Source organism: Streptomyces coerulescens (genome assembly GCF_042657965.1).
Classification (GTDB): domain Bacteria; phylum Actinomycetota; class Actinomycetes; order Streptomycetales; family Streptomycetaceae; genus Streptomyces; species Streptomyces coerulescens.
The window spans coordinates 254,653-268,345 of the sequence record NZ_JBHSKM010000024.1 but is presented as its reverse complement, the minus strand read 5'-3'; the positions used below and the strand labels follow the sequence as shown (position 1 = coordinate 268,345).

Below are 13,693 nucleotides of genomic sequence, written 5' to 3'. Positions count from 1 at the left end.
TCGCCCGCACCCTGCCTGCGCCGTCGCGTCGGGCGAACGGGCCTGTATGGGGCCAAGTTCGCCTGACGGGTGGCGGCATCGGCTCGACGAGTGCCCGTCGTTCCGCGTTCACCCTTTGGTCGTACGGCGTTCCGCGCGGGCTCCAAATCTGGCCGCTGTCAGCGAACTTGGTCCTCAGGAGGCCCGAATGTCCCCGCACGCCACAGTCCGGAGCCGCGCCCACCGTTTCGTCGCCGGAGGCGTACCTCTGGCCGTGATCGCGGCGCTCGTGGCCGCCGGACCCGCCGTCGGTGCCGGGGACAGGCACGGCGACGCGCATGTCGTGCGTACGGCGACGCTCGGCGGCATCCCGCTCGGCACGTTCAGCAACGCTCTGCTGCCCGGCAGCGTGGACAACGACCGGGGCGTGAACCTGGGTGGCATAGGCAGTGACATCTACCCGGCAGGCCGCAAGGGTGAGTTCTGGACGGTCACCGACCGCGGCCCGAACGGCCAGATCAAGGTGGACGGCACCAAGCGTCGTACCTTCCCCGTGCCGGGCTTCGACCCGGCGATCGTGAAGATCCGGGTGACGGGCGACACCGTGAAGGTGCTGGGCGCGATACCGATCACGACGGCTTCCGGGAAGCCCGTCACCGGGCTGTCGAACCAGGAGGGGCGCGACGAGGCGCCGTACACCTATGACGCGAGGAATCCTCTGACGTACAACCCGAGCGGTCTGGACACCGAAGGCATCGTCCGGGCCGCCGACGGGAGTTTCTGGCTCGTCGACGAGTACGGGCCCTCCCTCGTGCACGTGTCCGCGCGTGGGAAGGTCCTCACGCGGTATGTGCCGAAGGGGCTCGGCCTCACCGGCGCGGGCTACCGGGTCGTGGAGGCGTTGCCCTCCGTGCTGCTGCACCGGAAGAGCAACCGCGGCTTCGAGGGGCTCGCCCAACTGCCGTGCGGCGACCTGGTGATGGCCGTGCAGAGCCCCCTCTCGCTGCCGGACACGGATGCCGGTGAGACGTCCCGCACCACGCGGCTGCTGCGTTTCTCGCCGAAGAAGCAGGCCGTCACCGCGGAGTACGTGTACCGCTTCGACCCGGTGAACGTGGTGGACCCGAGCGAGGACGACACCTCCGAGCTGAAGATCTCGTCGGTCGTGGCCGTCGGCGGGAACCGGCTGCTGGTCGAAGAGCGCACCGACAAGGCCGCGCGGCTCCAGCTGGTGCGTCTGGACCGTGCGGCAGACATCCTCGGCGGCCGCTGGGACGACGACACGACGTCACCGTCCCTCGAGCAGCTCGACGACCCGGCGGCCTCGGGCGTGCCGGTCCTGTCCAAGCGGCTGGTCGTCGACCTGGGCAAGGTCTCCGGTGTGCCCGGGAAGATCGAGGGCATCGCGCGCGTGGACCGCGACACGCTCGCCCTGATCAACGACAACGACTTCGGGATGACGGACGGCACGGGTGCGTTCGACGCTCAGGGCCGGCTGGTCGACAGCGGCATCGAGACGTCCGTGATCTACGTGCGCCTGCCGCACGGCATCTGAAGGGTCCGCAATTGAAGGCCGGCAGCTGACGGCCGGCATCTGACGGCCGGCTCAGGGGCACCTGGTGGGAAGCGGCACGCGTGCGTGGCCGTCGGGGAGCGGTACGCACGCGTGCCGCTCCCCTTTCCATGCCCTACGTCAGGCCGTCCGCCAGCGATGGAAGCAGCGACTCCAGACCACTCGGAAGGTCGCTCGGGAAATCGCTCGGGAGGTCGGTGGGGAAGCCCGACGGCAGTGACGTCGGCAGTTCGCTCGGCAGCTTGGTGGGCAGTTCGGTCGGGATGCTGAAGGAGGGCTTGGGCGAGCCGCTCGTGCTGCTCCCGGCAGGCGGATTGCCGTCGGGCGAGTCGTCGCTGCCCGAGGCCACCAGGACCACGGCCACGACGACTCCTACAGCCACGATCGCGGCGATCAGGATGAAGAGGGGATTGCGCCGCCGCCCCGGTCCGCCGCCCCCGTAAGGTGGTTCGGGAGGCGGCCAGCCGTCGTATGAAGGCGGGCCACCGTTTCCGGGAGGGGGGCCGTAGCCGCCGGGAGGGGGTGGTCCGTAGCCGGCGGACGGTGGTCCGTAGCCGCCGCCCTGAGGCGGCGTGTCACCCGGCGGTCCTGGCGGCTGAGGGGGTACGGGCGGCATGGCCATAACGACCAGCGTCCCGTCGCAGGGGTCAGGACGCGACCCCCACGCGGGAGTTAATACCGGTCCATGCCATGGACGGCATGATTCCGAAACATTCCACACGGAGGCCGATCTTCGTGCCGTTCCGTGTGTGACCGGGTCTGACGACCTCCGGTCACACACGGTCGGGCAACCACGTCATCCCGGCCGCTGGCGAGCACGCGTGCGTGGGCAGCCGCAGCCGCAGCCGGGGCACGCGTACATCGGCTCAGCCGCGGCCGGGCACTCGTACGTCGACTCAGCCGCGGGTGGTCACGCCTACGTCCGCTCAGCCGCGGGCGCCCAGCAGGTGGTCCATCGCCAGCTGGTCGAGGCGCTCGAAGGCCATCCCGCGCGCGGCGGCGGCCTCGACGTCGAACTCCTCGAAGGCCGTGCGGTCCGCGAGCAGCGCCTTGAGGCCGTCGGCCGCGGTCGGCTGCACCAGCTCGCTCAGCCGCGACGCCAGCAGGGCCTCCTGGACCTCACGGTCCGCACGGAACGCGGCCGCGCGCTCCTTCAGGATAAGGTAGTTGCGCATGCAGCCCGCGGCCGAGGCCCACACGCCGTCGAGGTCCTCGGTCCGCGGCGGCTTGAAGTCGAAGTGACGCGGGCCGGCGTATCCGGCGCTCTCCAGCAGGTCGACCAGCCAGAAGGCGGCACGCAGGTCGCCGGCGCCGAAGCGCAGGTCCTGGTCGTACTTGATGCCGGACTGGCCATTGAGGTCGATGTGGAAGAGCTTGCCCGCCCACAGCGCCTGTGCGATGCCGTGCGGGAAGTTGAGTCCCGCCATCTGCTCGTGACCGACCTCCGGGTTGACGCCGTACAGCTCGGGGCGCTCCAGGCGCTCGATGAACGCCAGCGCGTGGCCGACCGTGGGCAGCAGGATGTCGCCGCGCGGCTCGTTCGGCTTGGGCTCGATGGCGAAGCGCAGGTCGTAGCCCTGGGAGACGACGTACTCGCCGAGGAGGTCGAAGGCCTCCTTCATGCGGTCGAGAGCCGAGCGCACGTCCTTGGCGGCGCCTGACTCCGCGCCCTCGCGGCCGCCCCAGGCGACGTATGTCCTGGCCCCCAGCTCGGCCGCCAGGTCGATGTTGCGGATGGTCTTGCGCAGGGCGTAGCGGCGCACGTCGCGGTCGTTGGCGGTGAACGCGCCGTCCTTGAAGACGGGGTGCGTGAAGAGGTTGGTGGTGGCCATCGGCACGGTCATGCCGGTCGCGTCGAGCGCCTCACGGAAGCGCTTGATGTGCGCCTCGCGCTCGGTGTCGGAGGACCCGAAGGGGATCAGATCGTCGTCGTGGAACGTGACGCCGTGGGCGCCGAGCTCCGCCAGGCGCTGCACCGTCTCGACCGGGTCGAGGGCACGGCGGGTGGCGTCGCCGAAGGGGTCCCGTCCCTGCCAGCCGACGGTCCACAGGCCGAAGGTGAACCTGTCCTCGGGGGTGGGCTGGTAGCTCATGCCGCGGCTCCTTGCTGCATCCGACTATTTCGTCATGGCCGTTTACAAATTAGTATGCGGTCGCATCTCTGGGAAGAGACAAGATGTCCTTGTCACTCGATGTCTTCGTCACTCACGCCCTGTCGCATGATCGCTACGTCCCGCAGAGCCCGCGGAAAAGGGAGAACCCGATGTCAGCAGCCGAGGGTCCGCTCGTCGTCGGCGTGGACACGTCCACCCAGTCCACAAAGGCGCTGGTCGTCGACGCATCGACCGGTCAGGTCGTCGCCGGCGGCCAGGCAGCGCACACGGTGTCCTCCGGGGCCGGCCGGGAGAGCGATCCGCGTCAGTGGTGGGACGCCCTGTGCGAGGCACTGCGCCAGTGCGGCGACGCCGCGCGCGAGGCCGCCGCGGTGTCGATCGGCGGTCAGCAGCACGGCCTGGTCACATTGGACGACCGGGGCGAGCCGGTGCGCCCCGCGCTGCTCTGGAACGACGTGCGCTCGGCGCCGCAGGCCCGTCGGCTGACGGAGGAACTGGGCGGCGCGAAGTTCTGGGCCGAGCGCACGGGCTCGGTTCCTGCCGCCTCCTTCACCGTCACGAAGTGGGCCTGGCTGGCGGAGAACGAGCCGGACGCGGTCCTCGCCACCAAGGCCGTACGTCTCCCCCACGACTACCTCACCGAACGCCTCACCGGGCAGGGCACCACCGACCGCGGCGACGCCTCCGGTACGGGCTGGTGGGCGTCCGGGACGGAGGCGTACGACGAGGAGATCCTCGCCCATGTGGGGCTCGACCCGGCGATCCTGCCCCGGGTGGTCCGGCCCGGTGAAGTCGCGGGCACGGTGCGCGACAGCCATGACCTGCCGTTCTCCAAGGGCACCCTCGTCGCACCCGGCACCGGGGACAACGCGGCCGCCGCGCTCGGCCTCGGGCTGCGTCCCGGCACGCCCGTGCTGAGTCTGGGCACGTCGGGCACGGTTTACGCGGTGTCCCGGCGGCGCCCGGCCGACCCGACCGGCACCGTGGCGGGCTTCGCCGACGCGCACGGCGACTGGCTGCCGCTGGCCTGCACCCTGAACTGCACGCTCGCCGTCGATCGCCTGGCGACCCTGCTGGGCCTCGACCGCGAGGCCGTGGAACCCACCACCGGCCTCACACTCCTGCCTTACCTGGACGGCGAGCGCACACCGAACCTGCCGAACGCCACCGGCATCCTGCACGGCCTGCGTCACGACACGACCGCGGGTCAGCTCCTCCAGGCCGCCTACGACGGTGCCGTGCACGCCCTGCTCGGCGCGCTCGACCTGGTCCTGGACGAGGACGCGGACCGCTCGGCCCCGCTGCTGCTGATCGGCGGCGGCGCCCGCGGCACGGCCTGGCAGCAGACCGTACGACGGTTGTCGGGGCGCCCGGTACAGGTTCCCGAGGCGAAGGAACTGGTCGCGCTCGGTGCCGCCGCCCAGGCGGCCGGCCTGCTGACCGGTGAGGATCCGGCCTCGGTGGCCCGGCGCTGGAACACCACGCGCGGGCCGGTGCTCGACGCGGTGGAGCGGGACGAGGACACGCTGGCCAGGATCAGCGGGGTACTCTCCGACGCGGCCCCGTTGCTGGAGCGGGGTGCCGAGGCTCATTGAGGACTGACGGAGGCATGACCGCACCGCTGCACGAGGCCCACCCGACCGGTGCCGGGCGCGCACTGCCCAACACGCAGCAGGGCATGCGCCGCCGCAATCTCGCCCGGGTGATGCACACCGTCAGCGCCGAGGGGCCGCTGTCCCGCGCCGCCGTCGCCTCCCGCATCGGGCTGACGCGTGCTGCGGTGTCCACCCTCGTCGACGAACTGATCCGCTCGGGGCTGCTGGAGGAGCTCGGTCCCGAGCGGCCCGGCCGGGTGGGCCGTCCCGGGTCGGCGCTCGCCGTCAGCGGGCACGGCCCGGCGGGGATAGGCGCGGAGATCGGCGTCGACCATCTCGCCGTGTGCGCGGTCGATCTGCGGGGCGAGGTGCGGGCCAGGGCGATACGGCACGGCGCGAACCGGGGCCGTGCGCCCGAACCCGTGACGGAAGAACTCGCCGCGCTCGTGCGCAAGGTCGTCGCCGAGGCCGAACGCGAAGGGCTGTGGCCCGCCGGACTGGCGGTCGCCGTGCCGGGTCTGGTGGCGCGCGACACCCGCACGGTCGTCCGCGCCCCCAACCTCGACTGGCGCGACACGGACCTGGCCGATCTGCTCCCGGCGGACTTTCCGCTGACCGTGGGCAACGAGGCCGACTTCGGCGCGCTCGCCGAGCTCTGGCTCGGCGACGGCACCCCGCGTGACTTCCTGCATGTGTCGGCGGAGATCGGCATCGGTGCGGCGGTCGTGGTGGACGGAGGCCTGCTGCGTGGAACGCGTGGTTTCGCGGGCGAGCTGGGCCATGTGCCGGTCGAGCCGTACGGCCCCGAGTGCCCGTGCGGAGGACGCGGTTGTCTGGAGCAGTACGCCGGTGAGGAGGCGGTGCTGCGCGCGGCCGGGCTGGAACCCGGTGAGGACCGCGTCGGGCTGCTGGCCGGGCGTGCCGCGGAGGGCGACGAGGACGTACGGCGCGCGCTGCGGGACGCGGGAACGGCGCTCGGAATCGCGCTGACCGGCGCGGTCAATCTGCTGGACCCCGAGAGCGTGGTGCTGGGCGGAGCGCTGGCCGGGCTCGCGCCCTGGTTGCTGCCGTCTCTGGAGGCCGAGTTGGACCGGCGCACGGCGGGGCCGGCGTGTCCGGTGTCCGTGTCCCGGCTGGGTCCCGAGGGGCCGTTGCTGGGGGCGGCGCATTCCGTGGTGCGAGGGGTGCTGGACGATCCGGTGGTGGTGGCGGAGCGGGCCTGATCCCGCGGAAGCCGGGTGCGCCCCATAGGGGTGCGGGCTGAGCCCAGGGGGCCGGACGTGTGGCCGCGGCAGGTTCCCGTTTCGGTTCCCGTTTCCACCATCGAACGGGACTGATTCCAGGGCGAGTTCACTCATGTGAGGGAGCGAGTTATCCACAATCCCGCGGTTGTCCACGGGTTCCCGGCGCGCTCTTCTGCCCAACCCGGCGGCGCCGTACCGTGATTCACGCGAGGCGCAGCATCGTGTCACGACGACGCGGGGCGCATCAGCGTGAATGAGGGGATCGAGGAGGCGTCGAGATACGCACAGGTGGTCTCGGCCATTCGCCTGGGGTGCCGCCGCATCAGCACGACCAGCACATGACGTCGGTCACCGCTACCCCTTCCCCACCGCCCTTCCCCAGAACGGAGCAACGCAGCGATGAGCACCCCGCGGATCCTGACCGTGCGACCCGAGCCCGGCGAGTACGCCTGGACGTTCGGTGGCGCACCGCCGGTGGCGCACATCGTGCCCGGTACGGTCCTCGACCTGTACACGGAGGACTGCTTCGCCGGGCGAGTGCGCTCGGAGAAGGACTTGGTGTCGGAGGTATGCGAATTCCCCTACCTCAACCCGCAGACGGGGCCCTTCCACATCGAGGGCGCGGAGCCGGGTGACACGGTCGCCGTGCACTTCGTGTCGATCGAACCGGCCCGGGACTGGGCCGCGTCGACCACGGTCCCTCTGTTCGGCGCGCTCACCTCGACGCACACCACGGCCACGCTCCAGCCTCCCCTGCCGGAGACCGTCTGGATCTGGCAGCTCGACCGGACCCGGCGTACGGCGCAGTTCCGGGCGCACGACAACGACATCGAGGTCGAGCTGCCCATGGACCCGATGCACGGCACCGTCGGAGTCGCGCCCGCCAATCTGGAGGTGCGTTCGGCGCTGGTGCCCGACGCACACGGCGGAAACATGGACACCCCGGAGATGCGGGCGGGCGTCACCTGCTACCTCGGGGTGAACGTCGAGGGCGCGCTGCTCAGCCTCGGCGACGGGCACGCCCGGCAGGGAGAGGGCGAGACCTGCGGGGTCGCGGTCGAGTGCGCGATGAACACCGTGGTGATCGTCGAGCTGCTCAAGGGGCTCGCCACACCATGGCCTCGTATCGAGTCGGACACCCACATCATCTCGACGGGTTCGGCGCGGCCGCTGGAGGACGCGTTCCGGATATCCCAGCTCGACCTGGTGCAGTGGCTGGTGCGCGACTACGGGTTCAGTGATCTGGACGCGTACCAGTTCGCGACCCAGGCCGTCGAGTCACCGCTGGCCAACGTGTGCGACACCAACTACACGTGCGTGGCCAAGATCCGCAAGGAGTGGCTGCCCGGGCGCGAGACGCACCGCGGCGTGCATGCGCAACTGCGGGAGACGGCGGCGGCTCTGCGCTGACCTCCCGGCCGACCTCACCTCTGAAAGGCACCTCTCTCCTTGGAACTCGCACGGCCCCGCCCCAGCCGACGCCGGCTCCTCCAGGGCACCGCCCTCGCCGCCGTCCCGTACGCCCTGCTCCCACGCCCGCGATCCGGTACGCAGGTGCCGGCACCCGACCATCACGGTGCCGAGTGGCAGCCGGCGAGCACCGCCAACTACACGGTGGCGAACCGCCCCACGACCCACTCCGTCGAGCAGGTGATCATCCACGTGACACAGACCGCGTTCACGAAGACCCTGTCCGTCTTCCAGAACCCGGCCAAGCAGGTGTCCGCCCACTACGTCGTGCGGTCGGCCGACGGGCACATCGCGCAGTGCGTGCGTGAAGCCGACATCGCCTGGCATGCGGGCGGCTGGGAGCACAACACGCGCAGCGTCGGCATCGAGCACGAGGGCTGGGTGGACCGGCCCGAATACTTCACCGACGCCCTGTACGAGGAGTCGGCCGGGCTCACGGCGGCGATCTGCGCCAAGTACGGGATTCCGATGGACCGTCGGCACATCATCGGGCACTACGAGGTGCCGGGCACGGACCACACCGATCCCGGGCCGCACTGGGACTGGTCGCGCTACATACGCATGGTCAACTCGGCCTGAGACGGCATCCGGGCCACCGATCCCCTACACCGCCTGCCCCCCGGCCACTCCCTGGCCTCGTCGCGGCGTCACGCGGCTGACTCAGCCTGGTGCGGCCTGACGGCGGGCAGGCTCCGGCCTTATGCGGCCCGACGCGGGCAGGCTCGGACCTGTGCGGCCCGGCGGGCCTCGGAGGAACCACGTCGTGCCGGAGGGATGGACCCATCGTTCGGGTGACCCCGGTCGAAAAGGTTGTCCGTTCGCGTACCCGGAGTGACGATGTCCCCAGCCGCATTGCTTTCCGGGGAGGCCGACTTGACCGATCCGTGGGTGGCTCTCGAACCGGGGGCCGACCCCGCCGAGCGCGTACGGGCGTTGCGCCGTGCGCATGAGACGTTCACCGAGGTGGGCACCGTGCCGCAGCCGGTGCGTGCCGTGGTGGCCGACTCGTGGCGGCGTTCCGCGCGAGCCGGTGTCGGTCCGGACGGGACGGCGTCCGTGGAGCTGGCGGACGGCGACCTCGGCGCGTATCGCGCGGAGCATCCGTTGGCGCGGGTGATGCCGCTGTTCCGGGAACTGATGGGCACGTTCGCCGCCGACGGGGAGCATCTGCTCGCGGTGTGCGACGAGCACGGCAGACTGCTCTGGGTCGAAGGCCATCCGATGACGCGGCGCAGCGCGGGGCGGATGAACTTCGTGCCCGGTGCCAGGTGGGCGGAGAGCGCGGTCGGGACGAACGCGCCGGGGACGGCGGTCGCCGTGGACCGGCCGGTGCAGGTGTTCGCGGCCGAGCACTTCATCCGCCGGGTGCAGCCCTGGACCTGTGCGGCTGCGCCGGTGCACGATCCGCGGACCGGGCGGGTGCTCGGGGCGGTGGACATCACCGGTGGTGACGGGCTCGCGCATCCGCACAGCCTGGGGTTCGTGCAGGCGGTGGCACGTGCGGCGGAGTCCCATCTGGCTCTGCTCGCCCCGCAGTTGCCCGCCGCGGACACGCCCGAGCTGTCCGCGCTGGGCCGTGACGAGGCGATGCTGCTCATCGGTGGCCGTAGGGTCAGGCTCAGTCGTCGGCACAGCGAGATCCTCGTGCTGCTGGCCCGTCATCCTGAGGGGCTGACCGGTGACGAGTTGCTGTGCGCGTTGTACGAGGACGAGTCGGTGACACCGGTGACCCTGCGAGCCGAACTGGCGCGTCTGCGCCGGACGCTCGGCCCCGGACTGCTCGGGTCGAGGCCGTACCGGCTGACGGTGCCGGTCGAGTCGGACGTGTCGGTCGTGGAGCGCCGTCTGGAGACGGGTGCGATCACGGCCGCGGCCGCCGCGTACGCGGGTCCGCTGCTGCCCGGCTCCCAGGCGCCGGCGGTGGTGCGGCTCAGACGGCTCTTGGCCGACGGTCTGCGTACGGCGTTGATCGCCCGCCGGGATCCCGATCTGCTGGCGGACTGGGCGCACGCGCCATGGGGCGAGGACGACCTGGACGTATGGCGGGCGCTCGCCGCGGTGCGTCCGACGTCGGCGGTGCGGTCGAGGCTGGCCGCGCTGGAGTGCGAGCTCACGGCACAGCCCGCCCGGGAGCGCCGCACGGCACGCTGACCCCGGAGACCACTTGTCCCCGTGTCGCCCTCGTGCGTCCTCGCGTGTCCTCGCGTGTCCTCGCGTGTCCTCGCGTGTCCTCGCGTGTCCTCGCGTGTCCTCGCGTGTCCTCGTGCGTCCTCGCGTGTCCTCGTGCGTCCTCGTGCGTCCTCGTGCGTCCTCGAGTGTTCCCATATGCTCCTGTATATCCTCGTGTTGCCTTTATGACCCCCGGCCCGCGCGCAACGTACTTGCAACCTCGCGGTCCCTAGCCTCGCGCGGAGAGCTGCCCAACGGCGGGCAGCGCTTCTTCGGGAGGCAGAGCAGCATGACCCGTTACGCGGCGCCCGGCACCGAGGGCGCGATCGTCTCCTACCAGGCGCGCTACGACCACTTCATCGGCGGTGAGTACGTGCCGCCGATCCGGGGGCAGTACTTCGAGAACCCGACGCCGGTGAACGGGCAGCCGTTCACCGAGATCGCGCGGGGCACGGCGGAGGACGTGGAGCGTGCGTTGGACGCGGCGCACGCGGCCGCCCCCGCGTGGGGCCGGACGTCGGTGACCGCGCGGGCCGACATCCTGCTGAAGATCGCCGACCGGATGGAGGCGAACCTGGACAAGCTGGCGGTCGCCGAGAGCTGGGAGAACGGCAAGCCGGTGCGGGAGACGCTGGCGGCGGACATCCCGCTGGCCATCGACCACTTCCGCTACTTCGCGGGCGCGATCAGGGCGCAGGAGGGTTCGCTCGGCGAGGTCGACGACGACACGGTGGCGTATCACTTCCACGAGCCGTTGGGCGTGGTGGCGCAGATCATCCCGTGGAACTTCCCGATCCTCATGGCGACGTGGAAGCTCGCGCCGGCGCTGGCCGCGGGCAACGCGGTCGTCCTCAAGCCGGCCGAGCAGACGCCGGCGTCCATCCACTACTGGCTGAGCCTGGTCTCCGACCTGCTGCCGCCGGGCGTTCTCAACATCGTCAACGGCTTCGGCGTGGAGGCGGGCAAGCCGCTGGCGTCCAGCCCCCGGGTGGCCAAAGTGGCGTTCACCGGGGAGACCACGACCGGCCGGCTGATCATGCAGTACGCCTCGGAGAACATCACTCCGGTCACCCTCGAACTCGGTGGCAAGTCCCCGAACATCTTCTTCGACGACGTCTGGGCGGCGAACGACGACTTCCGGGACAAGGCGCTCGAAGGCTTCACGATGTTCGCGCTCAACCAGGGCGAAGTGTGTACGTGCCCGTCCCGGGCGCTGGTCCAGCGGGGCAGCTACGCCGAGTTCATGGAAGCGGCGGTCGCCCGTACCGAGCAGATCAAGACCGGTCACCCGCTCGACACGGACACCATGATCGGCGCGCAGGCGTCCAACGACCAGTTGGAGAAGATCCTCTCCTACCTCGACATCGGCCGGCAGGAGGGCGCCAGGGTCCTCACGGGCGGCGAACGCATCGATCACGACGGCGAGTTGAAGGGCGGCTACTACGTCCAGCCGACGATCTTCGAGGGCGACAACCGTATGCGGATCTTCCAGGAGGAGATCTTCGGCCCGGTCGTCTCGGTGACGTCCTTCGACGACTTCGACGACGCCATCAAGATCGCCAACGACACGCTGTACGGGCTCGGGGCGGGTGTCTGGACTCGGGACATCAACACCGCGTACCGCGCGGGCCGAGCGATCCAGGCGGGCCGTGTGTGGACGAACTGCTATCACGCGTACCCGGCGCACGCGGCGTTCGGCGGCTACAAGGGGTCGGGCATCGGGCGTGAGACGCACAAGATGATGCTGGAGCACTACCAGCAGACCAAGAACCTTCTTTGTTCCTACAGCCCGAAGAAACTCGGTTTCTTCTAGAGCCTGACATCGGTTGCCCGGAGGGCGAACTCGCGGTGTTTCACGCTCCGTTGAAATGCCTGGGGCGGCCCGCACTCCCTACCTAGATTCCTTGGTGTCCCTGATCGCTGATGCGGTCGACCTCGAATCCAGTAGGGGGAACAACGGAATGCGTCTCACCTCGAAACTGGCCACCGGCACCCTTGCCGTCGCCCTGGCCACCGTGGCTGTCGGGACCCTGAGCGGCACCGCCGCCCAGGCCCAGGAGTCCTCTCCCGGCACGAAGGCCACCCTCGACGGCAGGGCCATCGACCTCAGCGAGGGCTGGCAAGGCGCCGACGTGTGTGCGGTCGGAACCTCCGGCCGTACCACCTGCGTCGACACCGACGCGATGTCCGCGCGCGACGCCCGCGCGGCGAGCGACTGCAAGAAGGACTGGGTGTGCCTCTGGGACAAGAAGAACTTCAAGGGGCGCATGCTCAAGTTCAACGACGAGTACTGGCACAACCTCGCCGACTGGGGATTCAGCAACCGGGCGGAATCGGCCCGGAACCACCAGAACAGCTGGCCGAATGACCACGCGTATGTGGCGACGGGCCGTGACGGCAAGGGAACGCAGAAGAAGATCCCCGAGGGCTACAAGTTCGGCTCTCTGGGCAACCTCAACAACAGGGTCAGCAGCATTTACGGCTGACCATCCGTAATTCCCCGGTGTGCCGTCATGGGCAAAAGCATGACGGCACACCGGTGTTGCGCCCATTCCCGTGTGGTCACAGGTGCCGGTGGAGCAGGCAGGCGCCCAGTGGGGTGACCTCGTGCACCACGCTGTTGCCCTCGCGGGAGCTGACGATCAGCCCGGCGCGACGCAGCACGGTGAGGTGCTGGCTGGCCGATGACAGCAGCAGTCCGGTGCGGCGGGCGAGTTGGGTCGTATTGCTCTGGCGGCATTCGCCGGCGGCCTCCAGCACCGCGGCACGGCTGCAGCCCACGAGGTCGGCGAGGGTGTCGTCGGCGTCGTCCGCCGGCTCGGAATCCCATGGTTCGTGGCCGAGGGGGTACACCAGGACCGGGTTCTCCCCCTGCCGCACCAGGGTGACCGGGTGGGCACGGCAGAAGTAGGAGGGCACGAGCAGCACACCTCGTCCGTCCAGATGCAGGTCGCGGTCCACCGGATAGTCGACGTCGAGGATCGGCGCGCGCCACCGCGCAGCCGGGGAGAGACTGCCGAGCAACCCCTCCACCCCGCCGGAGGCAAGCAGTCGGCCGGCCCGTGCTCGTTCGCGCGCGGTGTGCATCGCGATGCTTCTGCCGAACGGTGTGATCGCGACTCGCTGGTAGTCCCGGAGGGACTGGTCGAGGCGGGTGAGCGCCGGGGCCAGGCCGCGATGCAGGTCGCGGGCCCACGGCGACAGGGACCGGCCGGTGGCGAGGAGTTCGATGTCCTGCCGCAGCTCGTTCCTGGGCGTCAGGAGGACCGGCTCCACCGCCTCGGCCGGACACAGCGTGGCGGTGTGCGGTGTGAGGAAGTCCGGGAAGTAGCCCTGCTTCGGGATCAGTTCGGCCAGAGCTCGGGCCGGCCATGGCAGGTTCGGCCGCACCCGCCCGCGCCACCACATGCCCAGGAGGCCGGCGTAGCCGTCCCGGAGCCAGTGAGTGCTCAGCACGGTTTCCCACATCAGAGCCGGAGCGGTCGACACCCGTGTCCGGGCGAGGTCCGAGGCGGTGAAGTGTATGCGCAGCATGTGTCCCCCGATCAC

The 13,693-nt window shown here is 70.5% G+C and carries 11 protein-coding genes; 8 read left to right on the top strand and 3 right to left on the bottom strand.

Features of this window, described 5'->3' with window-relative positions:
• Positions 1–187: 187 nt before the first annotated feature.
• Entirely contained in the window at positions 188–1,534 is a 1,347-nt protein-coding gene (locus ACFPQ9_RS30715) for an esterase-like activity of phytase family protein (RefSeq protein ID WP_380860574.1), read from the top strand.
• 133 nt (positions 1,535–1,667) lie between these two features.
• Here the strand turns inward: ACFPQ9_RS30715 and ACFPQ9_RS30710 are convergent, their stop codons facing one another.
• Positions 1,668–1,934: a hypothetical protein gene (locus ACFPQ9_RS30710; RefSeq protein WP_380860571.1), complete on the bottom strand. Its 267-nt coding sequence runs from the start codon at positions 1,932–1,934 to the stop codon at positions 1,668–1,670.
• 544 nt (positions 1,935–2,478) lie between these two features.
• Complete coding sequence (gene xylA, locus ACFPQ9_RS30705) at positions 2,479–3,645, bottom strand: xylose isomerase (protein WP_380860568.1); 1,167 nt, start codon at positions 3,643–3,645, stop codon at positions 2,479–2,481.
• Positions 3,646–3,815: 170 nt separating this feature from the next.
• Between xylA and xylB the strand changes: the two genes are divergently transcribed.
• From xylB to ACFPQ9_RS30670, 7 genes are all read left to right on the top strand, one after another.
• The gene (gene xylB / locus ACFPQ9_RS30700; RefSeq protein WP_380860565.1) at positions 3,816–5,261 is read left to right on the top strand and encodes a xylulokinase; all 1,446 of its coding nucleotides are present in this window, start codon (positions 3,816–3,818) and stop codon (positions 5,259–5,261) included.
• 14 nt (positions 5,262–5,275) lie between these two features.
• Positions 5,276–6,484, top strand: coding sequence for an ROK family protein (locus ACFPQ9_RS30695; protein ID WP_380860562.1), 1,209 nt, complete (start codon positions 5,276–5,278; stop codon positions 6,482–6,484).
• Positions 6,485–6,904: 420 nt separating this feature from the next.
• Positions 6,905–7,915: an acetamidase/formamidase family protein gene (locus ACFPQ9_RS30690; RefSeq protein ID WP_380860558.1), complete on the top strand. Its 1,011-nt coding sequence runs from the start codon at positions 6,905–6,907 to the stop codon at positions 7,913–7,915.
• 39 nt (positions 7,916–7,954) lie between these two features.
• Positions 7,955–8,554 (top strand): N-acetylmuramoyl-L-alanine amidase, encoded by a 600-nt coding sequence (locus ACFPQ9_RS30685; protein ID WP_380860555.1) that lies wholly within the window; start codon positions 7,955–7,957, stop codon positions 8,552–8,554.
• 294 nt (positions 8,555–8,848) lie between these two features.
• On the top strand, positions 8,849–10,126 hold the full coding sequence (locus tag ACFPQ9_RS30680; RefSeq protein WP_380860552.1) for a GAF domain-containing protein: 1,278 nt from the start codon (positions 8,849–8,851) through the stop codon (positions 10,124–10,126).
• Positions 10,127–10,433: 307 nt separating this feature from the next.
• Positions 10,434–11,957 carry an aldehyde dehydrogenase gene (gene adh / locus ACFPQ9_RS30675; RefSeq protein ID WP_380860549.1) on the top strand — a complete coding sequence of 508 codons (1,524 nt, stop codon included), beginning with the start codon at positions 10,434–10,436 and terminating at the stop codon, positions 11,955–11,957.
• Positions 11,958–12,105: 148 nt separating this feature from the next.
• On the top strand, positions 12,106–12,630 hold the full coding sequence (locus tag ACFPQ9_RS30670; RefSeq protein ID WP_380860546.1) for a peptidase inhibitor family I36 protein: 525 nt from the start codon (positions 12,106–12,108) through the stop codon (positions 12,628–12,630).
• A gap of 76 nt (positions 12,631–12,706) precedes the next feature.
• On the opposite strand, the gene ACFPQ9_RS30665 is transcribed toward ACFPQ9_RS30670, so the two are convergent.
• Positions 12,707–13,678, bottom strand: coding sequence for an ArsR/SmtB family transcription factor (locus tag ACFPQ9_RS30665; RefSeq protein ID WP_380860543.1), 972 nt, complete (start codon positions 13,676–13,678; stop codon positions 12,707–12,709).
• Positions 13,679–13,693: the final 15 nt, after the last annotated feature.